This window comes from Pseudomonas sp. M5, assembly GCF_016907075.1.
In the GTDB taxonomy this organism is placed as follows: domain Bacteria; phylum Pseudomonadota; class Gammaproteobacteria; order Pseudomonadales; family Pseudomonadaceae; genus Aquipseudomonas; species Aquipseudomonas putida_E.
In genome coordinates, this window is sequence record NZ_JAFBBH010000001.1 from 2,009,790 (window position 1) to 2,031,245 (window position 21,456).

The 21,456-nt window shown below is 63.1% G+C and carries 16 protein-coding genes; all 16 read right to left on the reverse strand.

What is annotated here, in order from left to right; genetic code table 11:
- Positions 1 to 16: 16 nt before the first annotated feature.
- The gene (locus tag JOE27_RS09070; protein ID WP_119689077.1) at positions 17 to 961 is read right to left on the reverse strand and encodes a ketoacyl-ACP synthase III; all 945 of its coding nucleotides are present in this window, start codon (positions 959 to 961) and stop codon (positions 17 to 19) included.
- A gap of 280 nt (positions 962 to 1,241) precedes the next feature.
- Positions 1,242 to 2,294: a pseudaminic acid synthase gene (pseI, locus tag JOE27_RS09075; protein WP_204918569.1), complete on the reverse strand. Its 1,053-nt coding sequence runs from the start codon at positions 2,292 to 2,294 to the stop codon at positions 1,242 to 1,244.
- A 3-nt stretch (positions 2,295 to 2,297) separates the two neighbouring features.
- A complete protein-coding gene (gene pseG, locus JOE27_RS09080) occupies positions 2,298 to 3,773 on the reverse strand; it encodes a UDP-2,4-diacetamido-2,4,6-trideoxy-beta-L-altropyranose hydrolase (RefSeq protein ID WP_204918572.1) in 1,476 nt (491 codons plus the stop codon).
- Complete coding sequence (gene pseF / locus JOE27_RS09085) at positions 3,770 to 4,495, reverse strand: pseudaminic acid cytidylyltransferase (RefSeq protein WP_119687548.1); 726 nt, start codon at positions 4,493 to 4,495, stop codon at positions 3,770 to 3,772. Before pseF ends, pseG begins: the two co-directional genes overlap by 4 nt.
- Positions 4,488 to 5,669, reverse strand: coding sequence for a UDP-4-amino-4,6-dideoxy-N-acetyl-beta-L-altrosamine transaminase (pseC, locus tag JOE27_RS09090; protein ID WP_204918574.1), 1,182 nt, complete (start codon positions 5,667 to 5,669; stop codon positions 4,488 to 4,490). The genes pseF and pseC overlap by 8 nt, the downstream gene beginning before the upstream one ends.
- The gene (gene pseB, locus JOE27_RS09095) at positions 5,666 to 6,667 is read right to left on the reverse strand and encodes a UDP-N-acetylglucosamine 4,6-dehydratase (inverting) (protein WP_119687550.1); all 1,002 of its coding nucleotides are present in this window, start codon (positions 6,665 to 6,667) and stop codon (positions 5,666 to 5,668) included. The genes pseC and pseB overlap by 4 nt, the downstream gene beginning before the upstream one ends.
- 136 nt (positions 6,668 to 6,803) lie before the next feature.
- Positions 6,804 to 9,701 (reverse strand): TIGR00180 family glycosyltransferase, encoded by a 2,898-nt coding sequence (locus tag JOE27_RS09100; protein WP_204918576.1) that lies wholly within the window; start codon positions 9,699 to 9,701, stop codon positions 6,804 to 6,806.
- Between the two features lie 54 nt (positions 9,702 to 9,755).
- Complete coding sequence (locus tag JOE27_RS09105; protein ID WP_119687552.1) at positions 9,756 to 10,490, reverse strand: cephalosporin hydroxylase family protein; 735 nt, start codon at positions 10,488 to 10,490, stop codon at positions 9,756 to 9,758.
- A gap of 6 nt (positions 10,491 to 10,496) precedes the next feature.
- Positions 10,497 to 11,582, reverse strand: coding sequence for a class I SAM-dependent methyltransferase (locus tag JOE27_RS09110; RefSeq protein WP_119687553.1), 1,086 nt, complete (start codon positions 11,580 to 11,582; stop codon positions 10,497 to 10,499).
- On the reverse strand, positions 11,572 to 12,429 hold the full coding sequence (locus JOE27_RS09115) for an NAD(P)-dependent oxidoreductase (protein ID WP_204918578.1): 858 nt from the start codon (positions 12,427 to 12,429) through the stop codon (positions 11,572 to 11,574). The genes JOE27_RS09110 and JOE27_RS09115 overlap by 11 nt, the downstream gene beginning before the upstream one ends.
- Before the next feature lie 5 nt (positions 12,430 to 12,434).
- Positions 12,435 to 13,658: a class I SAM-dependent methyltransferase gene (locus JOE27_RS09120; RefSeq protein ID WP_204918580.1), complete on the reverse strand. Its 1,224-nt coding sequence runs from the start codon at positions 13,656 to 13,658 to the stop codon at positions 12,435 to 12,437.
- The gene (gene rfbC / locus JOE27_RS09125) at positions 13,655 to 14,215 is read right to left on the reverse strand and encodes a dTDP-4-dehydrorhamnose 3,5-epimerase (RefSeq protein WP_119687556.1); all 561 of its coding nucleotides are present in this window, start codon (positions 14,213 to 14,215) and stop codon (positions 13,655 to 13,657) included. Before rfbC ends, JOE27_RS09120 begins: the two co-directional genes overlap by 4 nt.
- Positions 14,212 to 15,294: a CDP-glucose 4,6-dehydratase gene (gene rfbG / locus JOE27_RS09130; protein ID WP_174142101.1), complete on the reverse strand. Its 1,083-nt coding sequence runs from the start codon at positions 15,292 to 15,294 to the stop codon at positions 14,212 to 14,214. The genes rfbC and rfbG overlap by 4 nt, the downstream gene beginning before the upstream one ends.
- Complete coding sequence (gene rfbF / locus JOE27_RS09135) at positions 15,276 to 16,049, reverse strand: glucose-1-phosphate cytidylyltransferase (RefSeq protein WP_119687558.1); 774 nt, start codon at positions 16,047 to 16,049, stop codon at positions 15,276 to 15,278. Before rfbF ends, rfbG begins: the two co-directional genes overlap by 19 nt.
- A gap of 125 nt (positions 16,050 to 16,174) precedes the next feature.
- Positions 16,175 to 19,756 (reverse strand): glycosyltransferase, encoded by a 3,582-nt coding sequence (locus JOE27_RS09140; RefSeq protein ID WP_204918582.1) that lies wholly within the window; start codon positions 19,754 to 19,756, stop codon positions 16,175 to 16,177.
- Between the two features lie 118 nt (positions 19,757 to 19,874).
- Positions 19,875 to 21,449 carry a flagellar hook-associated protein 3 gene (locus JOE27_RS09145; protein WP_119687560.1) on the reverse strand — a complete coding sequence of 525 codons (1,575 nt, stop codon included), beginning with the start codon at positions 21,447 to 21,449 and terminating at the stop codon, positions 19,875 to 19,877.
- Between the last annotated feature and the right edge of the window lie 7 nt (positions 21,450 to 21,456).

The following is a 21,456-nucleotide window of genomic DNA, read 5'->3' on the forward strand; positions in this document are numbered from 1 at the left end:
ACCCGACTGGCAGCGCTTATTCAGCCTTGTAGAGAACCGCCGAGCCCCACGACAGGCCGACACCGAAGCCGCTAATGGCCACGCGCTTCCAGGCACTGTCGAACATGTGCTTCTGCAACAGCAGCGGAACGCTCGATGACACGGTATTACCGGTCTCCAGCATGTCCTTGATGAACTTGTCGGCCTGGGACTTTTCCGGGTCTTCCTCGAAGCGTCGTGCCACGGCATCGACGATCGCCGCACTGCCCTGATGGATGCAGAAGGCGTCGATATCCTTGTTTTCCAGCCCTGACTCGCGCAGCAGCTCATGCAGATGCGCCGGCACCTTGATCAGAGCGAAGTTGAAGACCTGACGACCGTTCATGAAGAACTCGCCATCAGTCACCTTCAGGTGCGGCGCACCAGCACCGTCGGTACCGAACTTCGCCTTGCCCAGTTGCCAGGTAGCGCCCTCACCCATCCAGGTGGCAGTGGCCGCGTCGCCGAACAACATGGTGGTATTGCGGTCTTCTGTGTTGACGATCTTGGAGTACGGATCGGCCGTCACCAGCAGGCCATTCTTCAGGCCTGCGGCTTCCATGAAGCCTTTGAGCGCGTAAATGCCATAGACGTAGCCGGAGCAGCCCAGGGAAATGTCGAAGGCCGCGACATGGGTCGGCAGACCGAGTTTGTGCTGGACGATGGCAGCGGTGTGAGGCAAGCCTTCCTCGTCACCGTTCTGGGTGACGACGATCAGCGCATCGATCGCCTCGCGCTTGAGTTGCGGGTTAGCGGCGAACAGGTTGTTGACCGCTTCGACACACAGATCGGAAGTCTCCTGCTCATCGTCCTTGCGCGGCAGGAAGCTTGCGCCGATCTTGCCGAACATGAACTCTTCGTCCTTGCCGAATTTCGCGCCTTGTACATAGTTGTCCAGGCCGGAAGCGGGCACATAGCTCGCGATGCTTTTAATGCCGATCATCATGGCTTCCCAATAAATAACAGCTCAATACCACCGCCCGGATGACTCGAGCGGCGCCTGAAGAACGGGATCTGCCGCCCAGGTGGAGTGGCGACAGGCAGGGTGGCAGGCGGCAATTGCACACCTGCCCCATTAACGGTTACAGAAGGAGATGCCCGCTCTGACCGATAGGTCACGAATATTTCAAGACAATCGCATATTTTGCCTGGCCGCGTCACGTCGTCATAGCGCTTGCGAGTTTGCCATGCAGGGCAAACCTGGCCCCGGCTGGAGCCAACTTTCAGTCGAGCAGTTGCCAGTCCAGGGGCGTACCGCGCTTGAGTGGTTGCCTGGCCTTGCGGCCAAGCACCGCATCGAGATGGCCTGGCGCCAGCCCCAAACCTGGGCGGATGGCGCGCACGTTGCTACGGTCGAAGACCTCGCCAGCAGCCATGTCACGCACTACATACAGCGAGCGGCGGAAACGCCGCGAGGCCTCCTCGGCCTGGGTCGCGCCATAGTGCACCCGCCCCAGCGAATGCCAGGCACGCTCGGTTTCCAGCACCAGCGCTGCCATTTCCTGGGGTTCCAGGGAAAATGCCGCATCCACGCCGCCATCGGCACGGTCAAGCGTGAAGTGCTTTTCCACCACCGTCGCCCCCAGGGCCACTGCCGCCACGGCAACCCCAACCCCCATGGAGTGATCCGACAGCCCGACCTGACAACCGAAGAGCTCGCGCATGTGCGGGATGGTCAGTACGTTGCTGTTCTGCGGGCTGGCCGGGTAGGTACTGGTGCACTTGAGCAGCACCAGGTCGCGACACCCTCCTTCGCGCGCCACCCGCACGGTACGTTCGAGTTCCGCGAGGCTGGCCATGCCGGTGGAAATGATCATAGGTTTACCAGTGGCCGCCACTTTGCGTATCAGCGGCAGATCGGTGTTCTCGAAGCTGGCGATCTTGTAGGCCGGCACATCCAGGCTTTCGAGGAAATCCACCGACGTTTCGTCGAACGGCGTGGAGAACACCAGCATGCCCAGCTCACGAGCGCGCTCGAAGATCGCTGGGTGCCACTCCCAAGGGGTATGGGCCTTTTCATACAGCGCATACAGCGATGAGCCAGACCAGAGGCTGTTCGGGTCGGCGATGAAAAACTCACCATGCGCCAGGTCCAGGGTCATGGTGTCGGCAGTGTAGGTCTGCAGCTTCAGCGCATGGGCGCCGGCGGCGGCGGCCGCTTCGACGATCTCCAGTGCGCGTGCCAGCGACTGGTTGTGATTGCCACTCATCTCCGCGATCACCAGCGGTGGCTGGTCCGGGCCGACACAGCGGTGCCCGATGTTGAATCTGTTCATGGGCTACTCCTGGAATACCCGCTCGAACGAGCACGGCGACTGAGCGAAGCCGGCACCCGCGAATAATTGCAATGACGCCTGATTGTCGGGCAGCACCTGGGCCTCGATCGCACGCAGGTCCGGCCAGAACTCACGCACGCAGGCCTCGCCACGGGCGAGCAACGCTCTGCCCCAACCCAGCCCGCAACGCCCCGCAAAGAGATACAACGACACCTTCGCCCGCTGCCCGGGCAAGCGGTCGTAGCGCACACAGCCCACCGGCCCGCCGGCTGCCTCGGCGATCAGCAGCAAACGCTGCCGATCAGCCAGCGTAGCAGCCAGCCAGGCCAGATGCCCCGCCCAGTCCAGCTCCCGCGCCTGCTGCGAACGGCGACGTACCTCGGGCGCGTTGCGCCCGTCGAACAAAAGCCGCGCGTCTTCACTGCGAGCCGGGCGTAGCGCAAGCCCTTCCCCCTGCAAGGCCACCGCCACCCGCTGCGCCCCCAGGCCATCGACCAGTGCCCGACTGCGCTCGGCGAAGCTCTGGCGCAGGGCCTGATTGCTCAGCAACAAGGCAATCGCCTGGCGCAGCGCAGGCACCTGGACCTGCCCAGCCTCACCCAGGTAAAGGTGCATGCCCGCCCGAGCCATGGCCTGGGCATTGGCCCGCTGGTTGTCTGCCACGCTCACGCACAGGCTCGGCAAGCCCAGCGCGGCGCGCTCCCAGGTAGTACCGCCGCCGGCGCCGATGAACAAGTCTGCCGCAACCATCCGCATTGGCAGATCGTCGACATAGTCATGCAGCTCCCAACCCGCCCGCGCGTCGCACAACTGGGCCAGCAGCTCACCCTGCCGATGCCCGAGCCCAGCGATGCAGGTGACCTGCAACCCTTCCAGCCCGGACAGCGCCTGCAAGGTCTTGGGCAGCATGCCAGCCACATCGAAGCCACCGAAACTCACCAGCACCCTTCGTGCCTGCAGGGGCGGCGATATCGCCGCCCCCTGAAACGCCGGCCCCACCAGCGCATAGCGTGGCCCCAGCAAGCGCCGGCACTCCGTTGCCAGCCGCGGCGCGTAGAGCGCCTCGCTGGCACTGAAATTCTGATCCAGCAGCAGGTCGGCGGCATGATCACGATCAGCCAGGTCATCGATGACCGCGATGCGCCGGGCGAACGCCCGGGCTGCCTGCTCCCAGCGGGCGTCCAAGGCGTAATGATCGACGATTAGCCAGTCGAATCGGGCCTGTGCCGGCAGCACATCACGCAGCGCCGCGATATCCGCGGCCCAGGGTTCGATGCCCGGTTTTTCCTCGCGCTGCGGCCATGCAAAGACCTTGAAACCCTCCTGCTCGATGGCGGCCCGGCGATGACCGTCAAGCAGGCAACAGGCAAAGCTCACCTGCGCACCGAGCTCTCGGAGGGCTTTGCCCAGCGTCAGGCAGCGCGCCGTGTGGCCGACGCCAATCGATGAAGATGCATCAGCACGTACCAGCACCTTCATGGCGCCAGCTCCCCGCCAGCTTTGAGCGCTGCGTACAGGTACTGCGCGCGCAACCAGTCTTCCTCGCTGTCGATGTCCTGAACCAGATGCCGGGGGATGATCACTGGCAAACTCCGCTCGGAATGAAGGGCCTCGTTCTGCAACCAGGCCTGCACCCGCCCCCAGTAAAACTGGCCAGCATCCTGATAGGCCGGTGCAAGGTCCTGAGACCGGGTCTCACGATACTGTGGGTACAGAGGCACAAGCGCACCCTGATCGTCGAGCGACAGCGCCCGCTGTACCGGGAAACCGAAGCTGCTCACCGAAAAGGCGAAAGAGCGCTCAGGGTGTTGCCGCAACAACGCCAACCCCTGCTGCAAGTAACGCTGCTGCACGAAAGGCGCAGTGGCGTAGATGCAACAGGCATGGGTCAGGACATGGCCCTGGCTGGCCAGTGCCTGCAGGGCGTGGCTGACCACAGCCTGGGTGGTGGCATGATCGTCAGCCAGGTGCGCCGGCCGACGGAACGGCACCTGCGCACCGTATTCCCGTGCCACCGCCTCTATTTCAGGGTCGTCGGTGCTGACCACCACCTGTTCGAACAAGCCACTGGCCAGTGCCACTTGGATCGAGTGGGCAATGATCGGCAGCCCGGCGAACATCTTGAGGTTCTTGCCAGGGATCCGTTTGCTGCCTCCACGGGCCGGGATGATCGCGACGTTGGTTTCCATTCGCTCAGGCATTCACGCAGCCCACCGGCAACTTCAGCAACCCGCACAGGCTGGCGATCACTTGATCCTGCTGAGCGTCAGTCAGCTGCGGGTACATTGGCAGGCTCAGGGCTTGTGCGTAGTAACTTTCGGCCTGCGGAAAATCACCCTGTTTGAAGCCCAGGTCGCGGTAATAGGGTTGCAGGTGAATGGGAATGTAATGAAGGTTGACCCCAACTCCTGCAGCCCGCATCCCATCGAAAATCTCCCGGTGTGAACGCGGGATACGATCACACTCAAGGCGCACCACGAACAGATGCCAGGCGGACTCGGCATCCTGCTGAGGTGCCTGGACGCTCACGGGCAGGTGCGCCAGCAAGCGCTGATAGCGAGCCGCCAACTCACGGCGACGGGCAAGGAACGCATCCAGCCGGGTCAGTTGAGACAGCCCCAGGGCAGCTTGCAGGTCGGTGATGCGATAGTTGAAGCCCAGTTCAAGTTGCTGGTAGTACCAGGCACCATGGCTTTCTTCGGTCATTTGGCCCGGGTCACGGCTGATCCCGTGACTGCGCAGCCTGCGCAAACGCACGGCCAGATCGTCACGCGCGGTAAGCACCATGCCGCCCTCGGCCGTGGTGATGATCTTTACCGGGTGAAAGCTGAACACCGTCATGTCGGCATATTCGCCACAGCCGACCGGCTTGCCCGCGTAACGTGCGCCGACCGCGTGGGCAGCGTCCTCGATAAGGGTAAAGCCATACTGCCGGGCCAGCACCGCGATCGAACGCATGTCGGCGCTTTGCCCGGCAAAGGCCACGGCGACTACTACCTTGGGCAGGCGCCCCTCCCGGGCGGCCTGCTCGAGTTTCAACGCAAGTGCCTGGGCGTCGATAGTCCAGGTGTGCGGGTCGATATCGACGAAATCGACACCGGCGCCGCAGTAGCGCCCACAGTTGGCTGATGCGACAAAACTGATGGGGCTGGTCCATAGCCAGTCCCCGCTCCCCAGGCCAGCGGCGAGGCAGGCAAGGTGCAGCCCCGCAGTGGCGTTGCACACAGCTACCGCGTGCGTTGCGCCACAACGCTGGGCCATAGCCTGCTCGAAGTGCTCGATCAGTGGCCCCTGAGTCAGCCAGTCGGACTGCAGCACCTCTACGACCGCGGCGATATCCGCCTGATCGATGCTCTGCCGAGCATAGGGGATCATGCTGGCAAGCCTGCGTGCAGGTCTGCCAGCTGGTCCACGGTGAGGAAGGCGGGATTGGTATCGGAACGGTACTCGAAGTCCTCGGCAACCCAGCGCCCGGTTTCACCCACGCAATCGATCGCAAAATCCACATCCGTATGGTTGAAGCGGATCGACGGAACGATGGTGAAATGATCACCAAACTCAAGGGTCATCCGCGCATCGTCCAGCGGGATCATCAGTTCGTGCAGCTTTTCCCCCGGGCGGATGCCGACCACGTTCTGCGGCAAGTGCCCGGCCATGCCGCGCGCCAGGTCGACGATGCGAATGGATGGGATCTTGGGCACGAACACTTCCCCCCCGTGCATGCGGGCAAAGCTGTCGAGCACGAACTGTACGCCATGGTCGAGGGTGATCCAGAAGCGCGTCATCCGCGGGTCAGTGACGGGGAGCTCGTGGGCACCCTCCTCGATCAGGCGCTTGAAGAATGGCACCACCGAGCCCCGGGAGCCCGCCACATTGCCATAGCGCACAACCGCAAAGCGGGTGTCCTGTTGGCCGGCAAAATTGTTGGCGGCCACGAACAGCTTGTCGGACAGCAGCTTGGTCGCACCATACAGGTTGATCGGGCTGGCCGCCTTGTCGGTGGACAGTGCGACGACCTTCTGCACGCCATTCTCGATCGCCGCGGCGATGATGTTTTCGGCACCATTGACGTTGGTGCGGATGCATTCGGTGGGGTTGTATTCGGCCGCGGGCACATGCTTGAGCGCGGCGGCATGAACCACATAGTCGATACCGCGCATGGCCTGGCGCACGCGCTCGGCATCACGGACATCGCCCAGGAAATAGCGCATGCACGGCGCGTTGAAACGCTGCTGCATCTCATACTGTTTCAACTCGTCGCGGGAGAACACCACGACGCGCCGCGGGCGGTAGCGCTCAAGCAACCGCTCGATGAAGCGGCGCCCGAACGACCCGGTCCCCCCGGAGATGAAAATGGACTTGTCGTCGAACATACCTGGTTCCTAGGGGCGGCGCCGTCAGCTGACGAAGGCGCCCGATTGCACTGTAAGGCAGGGCGCACAGCGTACAGATTTCTGACTCGCGCCCCCCAATGAACCAGCTCGAAGCAAGATGCAGGCCAGTGCTGCGTCAGGCGATCAGCCCGGCCCAGTCCAGCGCCGCCTTGCCGGGGGCAAGCACCTGGCTTTGGACTGTACCTTGCCACTGCGCCGACCATTTGGCGCGCAATGCCGCCAGCGCCGCCTCGTCCTCGGCGACCACGCCGGGGTGAATCACCTGCACCTGTGGCGTCCAGACTGTCAGCAGGCCGGCCGCGGCTGCTTTCAGGCACAGGTCGACATCACCATGGGCATGGGCGAACGTGGTTTCGTCGAGCCCCTCCAGAGCACGGAAGACTTCGCTACGGACCATCAGGCAGCTCGCCGAGACCGCTGGGCAGTTCTGCTCGACCGCCAGCCGATTCAGGTAACCCATGGCATTTGCGGCCTCACCGGCAAAAGCTGGCGCAACTGCGCCTTCGGCGTCCAGCAGCAAGCCCGCCTGGGCAAGCTTGCCGTCAGTATCGAGCAGCTTGGCACCGACCACGCCTACTTCCGGACGCTGCGCCTGGTTGAGCAACGCTTCGATCCAGTTGGCATTGACCACTTCGGCGTCCGCCGCCAGCAATATCAGGTATTGCCCCTTAGCCTCGGCACTGGCAGCGTTGCATAGCGCTGCCGCGCTCAGGCGCTCGGCACTTTGCAGCACGCGCACCTTGCCAACTTGCTGCTGCGCCAGCCATTCGAGCAACTGCGGTGACTGACTGGCGTTGTCGGCGATCAGTACCTCGTAGCGCGCATAGCGAGTGCGCTGCAGGATGCTCTTCAGGCAGCGCTGCAGTTCGTCCAGATTGTCCTCGCTGCGCAGCACGATGCTCACCAGCGGCCGCTCGACATGCCTGTAGTCGATACGCAAGGTGCCAGGCAGCGGCGTACTGACCTGGGCCTTGTAGCCACGGCCGGCCAAGTGTCGCATCAAGGCCTGGCGGGCATGCTCGCTGTCCTTGGCCTGCGGTGCCGGGGTGATCAGCATCGGCTCGTCGAGATGGGCCAGCCCGTTGAGGCCGCCCTGCTCGATCAGGCGCAGCAGCAGGTCGAACTCCAACGCCTCGGCAAAGTCCTTATCGAAGCCACCCGCCTCCACCAGCACCTCCCGACGCAGCAGCCAATGGCGTGCCATCAGCGCGGGATTGGCCTGCAGCAGGTCCAGGTTTACTCCCGGGCGCAGCAGCTCTCGCCAGGCACCATCGGCCTGTTGCTGGATCTCGTCTACCGCGACCGCTCGGCAATCGGGAGCGTTCAGCAGCTCGAGGCTGGCGCGCAAAAGACCGGTGGCGGTGAAACGGTCACCCGCATCAGCCAGCAACAGCCATTCGCAGGCCGTCTGCCGGGCGATCTGGTTGATCCGCTCGACGTAGTCTTCGCGGCTGACCTTGATGAAATGCAGGGTGTTCTGCAGCGAGGTGGCCACAGGCGGCTCGCCTGTGGTGAAGACCATGATCCGGAACGCCTTGCTCAGGCCGCCCAGCAGGCTGTCGAACGTGTCCTGGAGCTTGGCCATGTTGTTGTCCAGGTCCAACAGCAGGATGCCGAACTGCGGACCACCCTGATGCAGCGCCAGGTGCTCGTTGACCGCCGCTAGCGCGGCGGTGTCCGGCTTGCGCGCCTCCAGCCAGTCGAGCAGGCGACCCGAATGCATGCTCCCAAGCAGTTCGCGACCGCTTTGCTTCAATACGCCTTCAAGCCGTGCCAGCCAAGCGAACAGCGCCTCGCTCTCCTCGGTCTCATCACTGTCACGCAGGTGTCCGGCCAGGTGCCGCACCACCTCACGGTTGAACGCGTTGCACTGCAGTGCCTCCCACAAGCGGGTACGTACGGTGCCCGAAGTGTCGCTGGGCTGTGCCAGCAGCAGCTGTTCCTGGCGCAATAGCAGCGGCTCCAGTTGCTGCAACTGCAGGCGCCCGGCCGGCATGGCATGGATCAGAAACTCCAGTGCCGTAAGCTGATCGAAGAATGCCTGGTTGTAGAACGGCATTTCCACGTACTGGGACGGCTGGAAGGTACGCACCGGCGGGTTCAGCGGGTCGGTCCAGCTTGACTCCCAGATCAGCTCCAGGGTCATCGCCCGGCCTTTGAACAGCCCCTCGGCAGTGACTGCAAAGCTGTCCAGGGCCAGCTGGCGCCGCGCCTCGTGGTCCAGCCCCTCGATGGCGGTCGGCAGGCCGGCAAGGAAGTCGGCAAACTGTTCGCGCTCGGCCACCGACTTGGCGTCGGTGAAGGCCAGCACATGAATGACCTCGGTCTGATGCTCGGAGACACCGTAGTTGGTTTCACGTACCGCGTAGGGGATTGGCAGGATCCGCGCTTTGGCGTTGGTCAGCAGGAAGTACGCGTGGCCGATCTCCTGCCACTCGAAGCTCGTGCCCTCGGGCAGCAGCTCAAACCACTGGCGCAGCAATGCAGTGCGGGTGACAGCGAAGAAGGGCGGGATGAACTCACCCATGTAGTCCAGCAGGCGCTGTTCAGCGCGCGGAGCGTTGTAGTCCTCACGGACCTTCTTGTTACGCCGGTAGTACTTCACCTGGGTGGCTTCGGCCAGGTAGTTCAGACAGTAGCCATGGCACAGGCCGTAATCGGGGTTGGCCTCAAGGAAGTCCAGCGACTGGTTCAGCCCGTCGTACAGCAGGAAATCGTCATCAGCGGCGAAGGCCATGAACGGCGTGTTCACCCGGCCCACGCCATAGGCCAGCTTGGCCTGGAAGCCCTGGTAGGAAAACTGTGGCAGGTGCAGGTACTCGACGCCGGGGTACTGCGCGGCCATCACCTCGGCCGATTCGCCCGAGGAATCCAGCACGAGGATCGAGCACCGATAGCCGCTGTAATACTGCAGCGTGCGCTGCAGGAACGCCGGCCGGTTGTGCGTCATCAATACCAGCGTGAACCGCTCGCGCAGTGTGGCTGCCTGGTCTGCCGAGAAATTGCCTTGCATAGTCTTACCCACCATTGGCGTTGCCGCCGAAGAAATCGAACTCTGTTGAATGTCTCAGCGAACCCGGCGCAGGTAGCCGTCCGGTGCCACGGTGACCAGCAGCTTGTTCTGCAGCTGATAGTCGATTTCGAAGCTGTCGTTACCCTTGAGGTATTCCCAAACTGCGGTCTTGGGGTTGTCGCCAGGCCCCCACGGGCGATCGGGGAAGAAGTCTGCCGGCATGTCCTCGACCACGGTGTCCATCACCACGCAGTAACTGCCCACGGCCACCAGCGGCGCATACAGCTCCAGCTCCTTGAGCACGTGCTCATGCGTGTGGTTGGAGTCGAGCACCAGGATGACCTTCTTGCCTTCGGCGAGCGCCCTGACCTGCCCGGCGATCTCGGCATCGATGCTCGAGCCTTCGATCATGCGCACGCGCTTGCTCATCGGGTGCGCCTCGATGGCCTGGCGGTTGTGCGGGCGGATGTCGATGTCGATGCCAAGCACTTCGCCATGGCCCTGCAGCTCCAGCAGGGAGGCGTAGTAGAGGATCGAACCGCCGTGAGCGATGCCGCACTCGATGATCAGGTCAGGCTTGACCTGCCAGACGATCTCCTGCATCGCCATCATGTCCTGGGGCAACTGGATGATCGGCCGGCCCATCCACGAAAAATGGTAGCTGTACTTGTGCTCGGCGGACTTGTTGAAGAAGTCGCGAGACAGTTGCTGCAGCTCCTTGTCTTCGCCCTGGGAGGCGATCTGCGCGTTGCACTCGGCTTCGAAGGCTTTGATCGGCGTGTCGGTCATGGTTCTTTACTCGGTTGGCTGGTCGGTGAAATCGGCATTGTCGACGGCGTGATAGACAAAACGGCCATCGGTCATGCGGCGGATTTCCTCGAGGTAATTGGAATTCATCACGAACAGGTGGGCGCCATCCGGCAGGCTTTGCATCGCCTCTTGCGGCGATGACACCCGCGCGCCACTTAACGGCAGGTAGCGACCCTGCTTGGCAGGATTGATGTCGATAACCTGGTCCACCGGAGCCCCGGCACGCTGCAGGAACAGCGAATAGATCACGCCCTTGGACGATGCGCCCCAGATCGCCGAACCACGTCCGGCATCGCGGCGCACCAGACGTGCGGCATGCTGCAGGCTGGCACTGAAATCTGCCGGCAACGACAGCGGCGGCACGGGCTCGAGCGTGGTGCGCAGGCTGGCAAGGTCGGCAACGATGTACAGGTACTGGCCATCGAACAGGTGACCGGCCTCGGCGACCGTACCGAACAAGCGGCGCAGGTCGGCCAGGCGGAAGTAATTGACATGCTCGTAGAACAGGTCAAACCAGGCCTTGTGCTCGATGATCCAGTCCAGGCAGGGCACTTCGATGTATATCTGCCCTGCCCCGCCGTTGGCATCGGCGATGGCGGCAAGGAACGTGACCGGGTCCTGAATGTGCTCGAGCACATGGCGCAACACGATGGCTTCGGCCTGGCGGTTCAACTCACGGGTGAAGGGCGCTTTGACCACGTCCGGGTTGTCGCCCTCGTAGGCAGGGTCGATGCCGGTGACGGCATAGCCGCGCTCGCGCAACAGTTCGAGGAACCAGCCTTTGCCACAGCCCACTTCGATCAGACGCTGGCCCTTGAAGTGGCGGGCGATGACACCTTCGACATCGTCCAGGTGGCGCTGGAAGCGCGCCGAATGCGCCTGCTCGTTCTGATAGTCGCTGTCGTAGCTGAGCTTGTCGGCATCGAAAGCGTCGTTGTAGACCAACCCGGTGCGGCTGTCCTGCACCAGACGCATCTCGGCGCAGGCAGAGGTACGGGCCGACTGGGCATCGGCGAATGTGCGGTTCTGCAGCACCGGCAGGCCGGTAGCGCGATACAACTCATGTTTCATGGCGTGCTCCCAGCAGAGCCTGCAACTTGCGGGCATCGCCCCAGAACGCCATGGGTTCGTGGGCAGGATAAGGGTAATGGCCAAGATTCAGCGCAAGGGTGGCGTTGCGCTCGGCGATGCGGGCTTCCACCAGCTTGCGTACCGATATCGGCTGGCCGCTGCAGCAATTGACCACGCCGCTGAAATCGCGCTGCCCGAGCAGGTCGGCCAGGTATGTACTGGCGCTTTCGATGGCAAGGTAGTCGCGCAGTTGCTCGCCACCTGACATGTCGAAATGCGGCTGCCCCTGGTCGATTGCGCGGTCCAAGGCTGCCAGCAGGCTGCCTGGGTTTTGCCCCTCGCCAAACAGGTAGAACAAGCGCACCCACTGCAGGTTGAACGGTTGCTGGCGGGCCAGGCTTTCGAGGAACAGGCGCAAGCTGTGCTTGGCCAGCCCATAAGGGTTGGCCGGCTGGCAGTCCAGCGCCTCGTCCAGCGCGCCATTGCGCAGGCCGTATTCGAAACAGGTGCCGGCCACCTGCACCTGGCCGACACCGGCTGCGACGGCACGCTTGATGAAGGCATAGTCAGCCATCAAGTTGCGCTCCAGGTGGAACAGCCCTTGATAATTCGGCAGGCCTGGCCAGGCCAGGTGCACCAGCGCATCGATGCCATCGCACAACTGATTGACGTCCAGCTGCGGGTCATGCAGATCGGCGGCGACGAAATCGACCTGGCCGAACCACCGCATGGCTTGAGCCGGCTCCAGCCGACGTGCCAGCGCACGCACCCGGTGCCCGCGCGCCAGCAAGGCGGCGACCAGATGCCGGCCCACAAAGCCTGTGGCACCGGTGACAAGCACCTTCATCGCGGTCACAGGACGGTCAGCTCAGGCACGGCGATCACAAAGCGCCCACCCCATTCGCGGATGTGCGCCTGCTGCTCGCTGACTTCCTTGAGCAGGTTCCACGGCAGTACCAGCACATAGTCCGGCCGCTCGATGGCCAGGCGCTCGGGGGCGACCACGGGAATTCGGCTGCCCGGCAGGAACTTGCCCTGCTTGTGCGGGTTGGCGTCGGCCACCCAGGCCAGCAGGTCGGGCTTCACGCCTGCGTAGTTGAACAGGGTGTTGCCCTTTGCTGCGGCGCCATAGCCAACCACTCGCTTGCCTTCGGCCTTGGCCTGCAACAGGAAGCGCAGCAGCTGGTGCTTGATCCGCTGCGCCGCCGGTGCAAGGGTGCTGTAGAACGCCGCCGTGCTGACACCGACCCGCGCCTCGATGCCAAGCAGGTCGTCGACACTGGCCTGGCGTGGGCGCGGGCCATCGGCGCGCTGCACGAAAACCCGCAACGATCCGCCATGGGTCGGCAATTCGCTGACATCGAAGATCACCAGGCCGTTGCGAGCACAGAGCGTGTTGACCGCCGTAAGCGACAGGTAGGAGTAGTGCTCATGGTAAAGGGTATCGAACTGCTGCTCGGCCATCAGGCGCAGCAGGTGCGGAAACTCGAAAGTGGCCACACCATCGGCTTTGAGCAGGGTCGCGAAACCGCGCAGAAAATCGTTGATGTCCGGCACGTGGGCGAGCACGTTGTTGGCGGCCATCAGGTCAGCCGACCAACCTTCACTCGCCAGGTCACGGGCGGCCTGTTCGCCGAAGAACACCTCACGAATCTGCAGCCCTTTCTCCCGGGCCGCCTGCGCAGTGCTTCGGGTGGGTTCGACACCTAGGCACGGAATGCCGCGCTCGGCCACATACTGCAACAGATAACCGTCATTGGCGGCGATTTCCACCACCCGGCTCTCGCCGTTCAGGCCGAAACGCTCGACCATCTGCCCGACATAGTCGCGGGCATGGGCCAGCCACGAACTGGAATAGGAGCTGAAATACGCATAGTCGGCATCGAACAGCGTCTCGGCGCGGGTGTAATCCTCGGTCTGCACCAGCCAGCACTGCTCACACACCGCCACTTTAAGCGGCACCCAGGCCTCGGCCGCGGCCAGTTGGTCAGCGCGCAGGTAGGCGTTGGACGGCGGCGCAGTGCCAAGGTCGATCAGGGGCAGGCTCAGGCAGGTACCACAGCCACGGCAGTTCATGGACGCACTCCGGTAAACGACAGGTCCAGCCAGGGATGAGCGGCATCCCGGGCCGACAGATTCTTGACAGCGAGCGGCCAACAGATGGCCAATTTCGGATCGAGTACCGACAGCCCGCCTTCGCGGCCCGGCGCATAGTCGGCACTGTGCAGGTAAAGCAGCTCGGCATCCTCGCTCAGCACCTGGAAACCATGGGCAAAGCCGGCCGGTATCAACAGGCTGCGGCCATCGCCGGCCCGCAAGTGCTCGGCGTGCCAGTGCAGGAAGGTTGGCGAGCCTTCGCGAAGGTCCACTGCCACGTCCCACACCTCACCGCGCAGGCAGGTGATCAGCTTGGCCTCCGGGGTGTCGCCGGTCTGGTAGTGCAGGCCACGTACGCTACCTGAGCCCTGAGTGTGCGAGTGGTTGATCTGGCGCACATGGAACGGCGCACCCAGGGCGCCCAGGCTGGATTCGCAGAACAGCCGCGCGAACTGCCCGCGGGCATCGCCATGGCGCTTGTGCTGGACACTGAACAGGCCACCCAGTGGCAAGGCTTGCAGCAGCAGATCAGTCACGGCAACTCCGTGTACAGGTTCAGCTGGTGCAGCGTGACGGCGCGCATGTTGTCGCCACGCTGCCACGCCAGGTGCCAGTCGAGCGTGTGCTGCAGGCATTCGTGCAACGACCAGCGTGTACGCCAGCCCAGCACCTGGCGGGCGCGAGAGCTGTCCAGGCGTAGCAACCCGGCTTCATGCAACTCGCTTGGCTCGACCCGCACCCCTGGTGCCTGCGGCCATTGCCGGGCCAGGCGGTCGACCACCTCACCGACGCTGCACATGTCGCCTTCGCTCGGGCCGAAGTTCCACGCACCGGCGCAGGCCGGCCCCTGGGTATACAGGCGCTCGGCCAACTGCAGGTAGCCGGCCAGCGGTTCCAGGGCGTGCTGCCAGGGGCGCACGGCCTGCGGGTAGCGCAGGGTGACCGGCGACCCGGCCGACCAAGCCTTGAGCACATCGGGTACAAGCCGCTCTGCGGCAAAGTCTCCACCGCCCAGCACGTTGCCGGCGCGCGCGGTGGCCAGGGCCACGCCATGTTCTGCGTGCTCGGCGGCCGGGAAGAATGACGCGGCATAGGACTGCGCCAGCAGCTCGCAGCAGGCCTTGCTGCTGCTGTACGGGTCATGCCCGCCCAGGGCCTCGTTCTCGCGGTACGGCCAGGGCCATTCCTGGTTGGCATAGACCTTGTCGGTGGTGACCAGGACGCACGCACGCACCCCGCCAACCTGGCGCACCGCTTCAAGCAGGTTAAGGGTGCCCATCACGTTGCTGGAATAGGTACCTAGCGGGTCACGGTAGGCCTCGCGCACCAGTGGCTGAGCCGCCAGGTGCAGGACGATTTCCGGCTGGGCCTGGGCCACAGCTTCAAGCAGCGCGCCGAGGTCGCGCAGGTCGCCGCGCACGTCGGCAATGTCGCTGCCGACCTGGGCAAGTTCGAACAGGCTTGGTTCGGTGCCAGGGTCCAGCGCGAAGCCTGTGACCTGAGCGCCGAGCTCATGCAACCAGAGCGCCAGCCAACTGCCTTTGAAACCCGTGTGACCGGTGAGCAGAACACGCTTGCCCTGCCAGAACGCTGGACTCAGGCCCACTGCTTCCATGGAGCCTCCCCGCTTTGCCAGAGTTGTTCCAGATGGTTCTTGTCACGCAGCGTATCCATTGGATGCCAGAAGCCATCATGCTCAAAGGCGTTCAGTTGCGACTCAGCGGCCAGGCAGGCAAGCGGCTCCGACTCCCAGGAAGTCTGATCGTTGGCGATGTAGTCGAGCACCTTGGGCGAAAGCACGAAGAAGCCACCGTTGATCCAGCCACCGTCACCACGGGGCTTTTCGACGAAACCGGTGACGCTGTCGCCGTCGCGTGCCAGCGCGCCGTAGCGGCCAGGAGGCTGTACCGCAGTAACGGTGGCGAGTTTGCCGTGGGCCAGGTGGAAATCCACCAGGGCGCCGATGTTCAGGTCCGAAACACCGTCCCCGTAGGTGAAACAGAAGGCATCTTCGCCCTCAAGGTAGCGAGCGGCGCGGCGCAGGCGGCCACCGGTCATGGTTTCTTCACCGGTGTCGACCAGGGTCACGCGCCATGGCTCGCTGTAGTTCTGGTGCACGTCCATGCGGTTTTCGCGCATGTCGAAGGTGACGTCCGAGGTGTGCAGGAAGTAGTTGGCGAAGAAATCCTTGATCGCGTAGCCCTTGTAGCCCAGGCAGATCACGAAGTCGTGGATGCCGTGAGCCGAGTACTGCTTCATGATGTGCCAGAGAATTGGCTTCCCACCGATTTCGATCATGGGTTTGGGCTTGAGGTGAGACTCTTCGCTGATACGCGTGCCCAGTCCACCCGCCAGAATTACCGCCTTCATGTCGTCCCCTCGTGTTCGTCACCGGCCATAAGTCGTGTGGCTGCACGATTTATGGCGATATGACGGGGGGCTTGCAGGAAACGCGCCAGAAGGCGTTTTACTGGTGTCGCCCATACACCCCGCAGTCAGCCCGGCATCCAGCCGCTGTACCAATGCTGAACGTGCTCTTCGCGCAGCACATAGTCACGCAGCACTTCCTGCTTCAGACGGTCGCCTTGGCGGAAACTTTCGTCAGGGTCCGCCAGGTGCATGCGGATCGCCTCCAGCCACTCGGCGGTGCTGTTGGTCTTGATCCGCGTGCACGGCAAGTAGCCTTCATAGGCACGGGTATCGGTGACGATCACCGGGTACCCGCACGCGCCGTATTCCAGCAAGCGCAAGTTGCTCTTGCAGTCATTGAAGATGTGATACTCCAGTGGCGCCAAGGCCAGGTCCAGGTTCAGGCTGGCGAGCTTGGCCGGGTACAGCTCCAGCGGCACCGGCGGATGGAACTCGCTGATGTAGGGCCGCAATGCCGGCGGACACATACCGAAGAACACCCATTGGACTTCGTTCGCCAAGGTCTTGACCACCTCGGCAATCACTTCCAGGTCGCCGGTATGGCTGGTGCCACCGCCCCAACCCACCCGCGGCTTGCGCGCGCTGCGGCGCTGGCTACGCAAACCGGCCCAGAGCTGCTCGGCCAGCATGTTCGGCATTACCCGGATATCGCTATGGGTGTCATGCAGGGCATCCGCCAGCGCCTGGGTCGACACCACCAGCCGATCACAGCGTTCGATACCTCGGCGCAGGGATTTTTCCAGATCTTTTGGCGTGTGCTTGAGGTGCCCGTTCTTCTTCGGCACATCAATCACGTAGTCGTCCAGCTCGTAGATGCAAAAGCCCTTGGAGAAGGTCTTGAGGCGCTCGATCTCCTTGACGAACCCTTCGGTATAACGCCCCTGCAGAATTGCCACATCCGGCGAGCTGCGTTCCAGCTCGACGTTGCTCGGTATCTCGAAGTACTGCTGCTGGGTCACCCAGCCAGCCTTCTCCAGCTCGACCAGCGGCTGGATCACCCGGTAATGCCCGACCGCAGTCTTGTTCATTGGCAACGCCAGCACATGGGGCAGTGGACGGCTGACGAAAGGCGTCCAGGCGGCCTTGAGGCCCGGATCCAGGCAGAAGCTGGAGCCGTTCAGGGACAGGTTGATATTGTAAGCGGGGTCACGCGCTACCACCGGCATCCAAGCCTTGAAGAAGGCATCATGCTGCTGCGCCAGCCGGGCCTGGCGCTCGGCTTCAGCCTGCGCATCGATCGCCGCCGGCGCTGGCGGGTCCAGTACCAGCCGGGCATCCGGCGCCCACACCACAAGGTACCCGGCTTCGCCCAGGCGCAGGCCCAGGTCGATATCGCTGAAGGCCAGGCTGAAGACGCTTTCATTGAGCCCGCCCAACGACAGGAACAGCTCTTTGCGCACCAACAGGCAATCAGCCCCGACAGCAGAATAATTCTGCGCCACTTGCAAGCGCTGCATGTAACCGCCCGCCTCCATCGGCTCGCCCACGAACGGCGACCCCACGGCGCCACGCAGGCCCAGCACGCCGCCCGCATGCACGATCAGACCGTGGGCGTTGCAGAGCTTGGCACCCACCGCTCCGACTTCAGGGCGCTGGCCATGGCTGAGCAGTGCGTCGAGCCAGTCTGGCTCGGTGACCACAGCGAACGGGCTCAGCATCAGCAGGTATTCACCCCGGGCGTGTTGCGCGGCAAGGTTCTGCACAGCGGCGAAGCTGGCCTGCTCGCCCAGCGTCAGGACCCGCAACTTGTCTTCGCCCAGCTGTTGAAGGGCGCTGAGCCAGGCGTGAGTCTCGGCACCTTGACTGGCATTGTCGACAATCAGCACTTCGTAGTGACCGTAGGCGGTCTTCTCAAGCACGCTTTCCAGGCAGCGCTCGAGGGCAGGCAACTGGTCCTGGGCACTGATCACCAGGCTTACCAGTGGCTGGGTGGCGTGCAGGTAGCGGACCTGGTTGATTGCCCCGCCACTGTTCTGCAGCCGGTAGGTCACGCCCAAGCGCCTGAGGTGGGCATCCAGCAGTTTCGGATTTTCCTCAACCACTGCCTGCGAAGACAGCCAGGCAGCGTAGCTGAACGCGCTTTCGGCCAGCACTTCCGGAATGTGCTCGATGGCATGGGGGCCGCGGCTTTCCACAAGACGCCAGAGCAGATCGTGCGGCGCCAGCTCGCGATATCCGGGCGTGAAACCGCCCAGTGCCCGCAAGGCGTCAAGCGAGAACGCCAGCATGCGACCGGTATAGGGGTAGCCACGCATCAAATCGAGGTTGAAGTCGGGCTTGAACACCGGCTCTACGGACGCCTCATCCCGCACGCCCCCCTCATCGCCATAGCAGCAGGCGATCTGCGGGCGCGATACGACCCGCTCGGCCAGGAGCATCAGGCTGAAGGCATTGAGCCGGTCGCCAGCACGCAGCAGGTAGATCCAGTCCACCTCGCCCAACTGGTCAAACGCCGTGTTCAGTTGTTCAGCCCAGTCGGCCTGCAATGGCTGGTGGACCCTGCGAACATCTGGGCCGCCTGGCAGCGGCGCGCTGGACAATACCAGCGTCATCTCTGCGCCATAGGCCTGGCGCTCAATGCTGTCCAGGGTAACCTGCAGAGCTTGTGCATCACCCTCGCTGTCGATAACCACGGGCACGATACGCGGACGAGTTGGCCAGTGCTCGCTAAGGCGCATCAGACGCGCGAGCACCAGCGGATCCTGTCGGCAGGCCAGCCATTTGCTGTACAGCTCGGCAAAACTGTCGCTGTCGCTGCCGACATGAGATTCCTGGATCGCCTGCAAGCAGCGCAGGGTATGGATCAGGAACAGGTTCTCCCAGATACGCTGGGTATCGCCCTCGTCGCCCTGGAGGATTTGCACCCGCACCCAACCGGAGAACGGCTCACGTACTGCAGTGCGCGCGGCGAACATGTCGCGCAGGTGTTGTGATTCACTGGTAGCGGCAGCCTTCACATCGCTCTGGCGACGCAGTTGGTCGGGATGAACCCGCTCGACACAGTGCACCCCGGCGGTCACGCCCAGATGGCCGCGACGCAGCAGGCACACGAACAACACGAAATCGAGCATTGCCACAAAGCCCGGCGCCAGCGCAGGCAGCAATTCACGCAGATCGCGGGTACGCACCAGCACGCTGCTCAGCCCGCCGATGAAGTTGAGCTGGCGGGTCTCGAAGAAATCCAGCAGGTCGTCACCGTTGAACAGTGTGTCGCCAAACGTGACCGGGCTGGTTTCCAGACGCTGCGGCAAAATGTGATCTTCAGCATCGACCAGGTGGCGCCTGGCCGCGACCAGGCTGACATCGTCATGGGCCTGGAACAGTCGCACCTGGCTGGACACGCAATCGGCCATCAGGCGGTCATCGTCACAGAGGAACTTGATGTAGTCGCCCTGGCTCTGCTCCAGCCCGTGTTGCAGATTCCCGGCAAAACCCAGCGGTTGCGGGTTACGCAAGTAAATCAGTGGATGACGTGCAAGACTGCGCAGCTCATCGACCACCGCCTCTATCTGCGTACCTGGGCTGTCGTCGCAGACGATGACTTCGAGGTTTGCGTAATCCTGAGCCAGGGCGCTGACCAGAGCAGTACGGAAGTAACGGGGGTTGCAGGCGGGAATGACGAGGCTGACTAGAGGGGCTGGGTTCACGAGGAAATCTCTCGACCGATGACTGCCCGCAGGGAATTCAGAACAGTCGATACTACGGGGAAATCAATGCGCCTTCACCGCGTACCCGAGGGGTAAGCGGTGAAGGCGACGGGCGCACTTAACCGATGGCGTTGAACAGGCTCAGCTGGCTGACACGTGCGAAAGCCGCCTGCGAAGCCTGAAGCAAGGTCTGCTGCTGGGTAAGGCGGACCAGCACGGTGGCAGGGTCCGAGTCACGGATCGACGACTGCGTGGTGCTGTTGGCAATGCTCAGACTCTCGTTGGTGTTTTGCTGGATTTCCAGCGCCTTGCCACGGGCACCGATATCGGTGACTGCCGTGTTGAGCGCGTCCTGACCGCTCTGGATATTGGCGATGGCCGAATCCAGGTCTGCACGCAGTTGCTGGTAGGCCGCGTTGTCGCCGTCGATCGGCTTGCTCAACGCCGTACGCAACTGGGCGACGGTGTCCAGAACGTTTTGGGTCTGGTGGTTGTCGACGTTCACCACGTACTGGTCACCGGACTGCTGCGCGGGCGTGCTGGTGAAGGTGAAGTCCACACCGGCAGCCGAGGCGACGTTGCCAGTCATGGCACCACTGGCCACCGGGCGGCTGTCAGCGGTCAGCGGTTGGGCATAGAGTTCGAAGTCCGTGGCGCTGGTGAACTTGATGACCGCACCGCCATTGGGAAACATCGCTTTGTACTGGGCCGGATCAGTGATGCTGATCGACGATACCTGAGCACTCGACGGGTTGCCCGGGCTACGGGTCGCAGTGATGGTATCGGGCTTGCTTTGCAGGGTGAAGGTATGACCTGCCACCGCTGCATCCGGAACGTCGCCGTCCTGAAGGTTGATGTTCAGCCGCATGTCCACACCACGGAAGCTGATCATCGATCCGCCTACGGTATCGGGATCGAATTTACCGCCCTGGGTGGCCTCGGCGGTCACATCGTTGCCCAAGCTGTCGGTGATGCTGAACTCGGTACTGCTGAGCATGGTGACTGTGTACGGCTGACCACTGCGGAAGCGATCGTTGTACGTGACGCTGCCGGACACTTGCCCATTGGACAGCTTCACGCGGCCATCATCCACCGCGGGGGCGCTCAGGCTGGTTTCGGTGCGGCTGGTGTTGAGGGCTTGCTCGAATACGCTATAGCCAGAGCTGTTGCCGGCCATCTTGAGCATGTCACCAACCTGCAACTCCAGCTGGGTCTGGTCACCCTGATAAGAGTAGGTACCATCGGCATTGCGCACGAACGGCGCGGTGTCGGTACTGGAACCGGCAAACAGGTACTGGCCGTTCTCATCACGGCTGTTCATGAGGCTCAACAGCTGGTCTTCCAACTGCCCCAGCTCGGCTGCCTTGGCCTTGCGTTCGGTGTCGGTGTAGCCGGCATTACCCGACTCGATCGCCAGCTCGTTGACCCGCGTCAGGATCGTGTTGATCGAATTGAGCGTGGTCTCGGTCTGGTTCAGCGAGTTGGTGATGTTTGTCGCGTTGGTCTTGTACTGGGCCAGCATGTCTGCCTGATTACCCAGCTGCAGCAGACGTGCAGCCCCCACCGGATCATCGGCAGCGGTATTGACCCTGACGAAGGAACTGGCCTCTTCGTTGGTCTTGATCAGGTTGGAATAGTTGCGCTGGTAGTTCGCCGCGCTGGTCTGGTAGAACTGGGCCGTGGAAATACGCATGGATCAA

Excerpts from the sequence above, each read along its gene's own strand:
- JOE27_RS09110 (WP_119687553.1), bottom strand. The coding sequence starts at position 11,582 with ATGAAACATGAGTTGTATCGCGCTACCGGCCTGCCGGTGCTGCAGAAC.
- JOE27_RS09120 (WP_204918580.1), bottom strand. The coding sequence starts at position 13,658 with ATGAACTGCCGTGGCTGTGGTACCTGCCTGAGCCTGCCCCTGATCGAC.
- rfbF (WP_119687558.1), bottom strand. The coding sequence starts at position 16,049 with ATGAAGGCGGTAATTCTGGCGGGTGGACTGGGCACGCGTATCAGCGAA.
- pseI (WP_204918569.1), bottom strand. The coding sequence starts at position 2,294 with ATGAACAGATTCAACATCGGGCACCGCTGTGTCGGCCCGGACCAGCCA.
- JOE27_RS09105 (WP_119687552.1), bottom strand. The coding sequence starts at position 10,490 with ATGACCGACACGCCGATCAAAGCCTTCGAAGCCGAGTGCAACGCGCAG.
- JOE27_RS09115 (WP_204918578.1), bottom strand. The coding sequence starts at position 12,429 with ATGAAGGTGCTTGTCACCGGTGCCACAGGCTTTGTGGGCCGGCATCTG.
- JOE27_RS09100 (WP_204918576.1), bottom strand. The coding sequence starts at position 9,701 with ATGCAAGGCAATTTCTCGGCAGACCAGGCAGCCACACTGCGCGAGCGG.
- pseC (WP_204918574.1), bottom strand. The coding sequence starts at position 5,669 with ATGATCCCCTATGCTCGGCAGAGCATCGATCAGGCGGATATCGCCGCG.
- pseF (WP_119687548.1), bottom strand. The coding sequence starts at position 4,495 with ATGCCTGAGCGAATGGAAACCAACGTCGCGATCATCCCGGCCCGTGGA.
- pseB (WP_119687550.1), bottom strand. The coding sequence starts at position 6,667 with ATGTTCGACGACAAGTCCATTTTCATCTCCGGGGGGACCGGGTCGTTC.
- JOE27_RS09145 (WP_119687560.1), bottom strand. The coding sequence starts at position 21,449 with ATGCGTATTTCCACGGCCCAGTTCTACCAGACCAGCGCGGCGAACTAC.
- pseG (WP_204918572.1), bottom strand. The coding sequence starts at position 3,773 with ATGAAGGTGCTGGTACGTGCTGATGCATCTTCATCGATTGGCGTCGGC.
- JOE27_RS09070 (WP_119689077.1), bottom strand. The coding sequence starts at position 961 with ATGATCGGCATTAAAAGCATCGCGAGCTATGTGCCCGCTTCCGGCCTG.
- rfbG (WP_174142101.1), bottom strand. The coding sequence starts at position 15,294 with ATGGAAGCAGTGGGCCTGAGTCCAGCGTTCTGGCAGGGCAAGCGTGTT.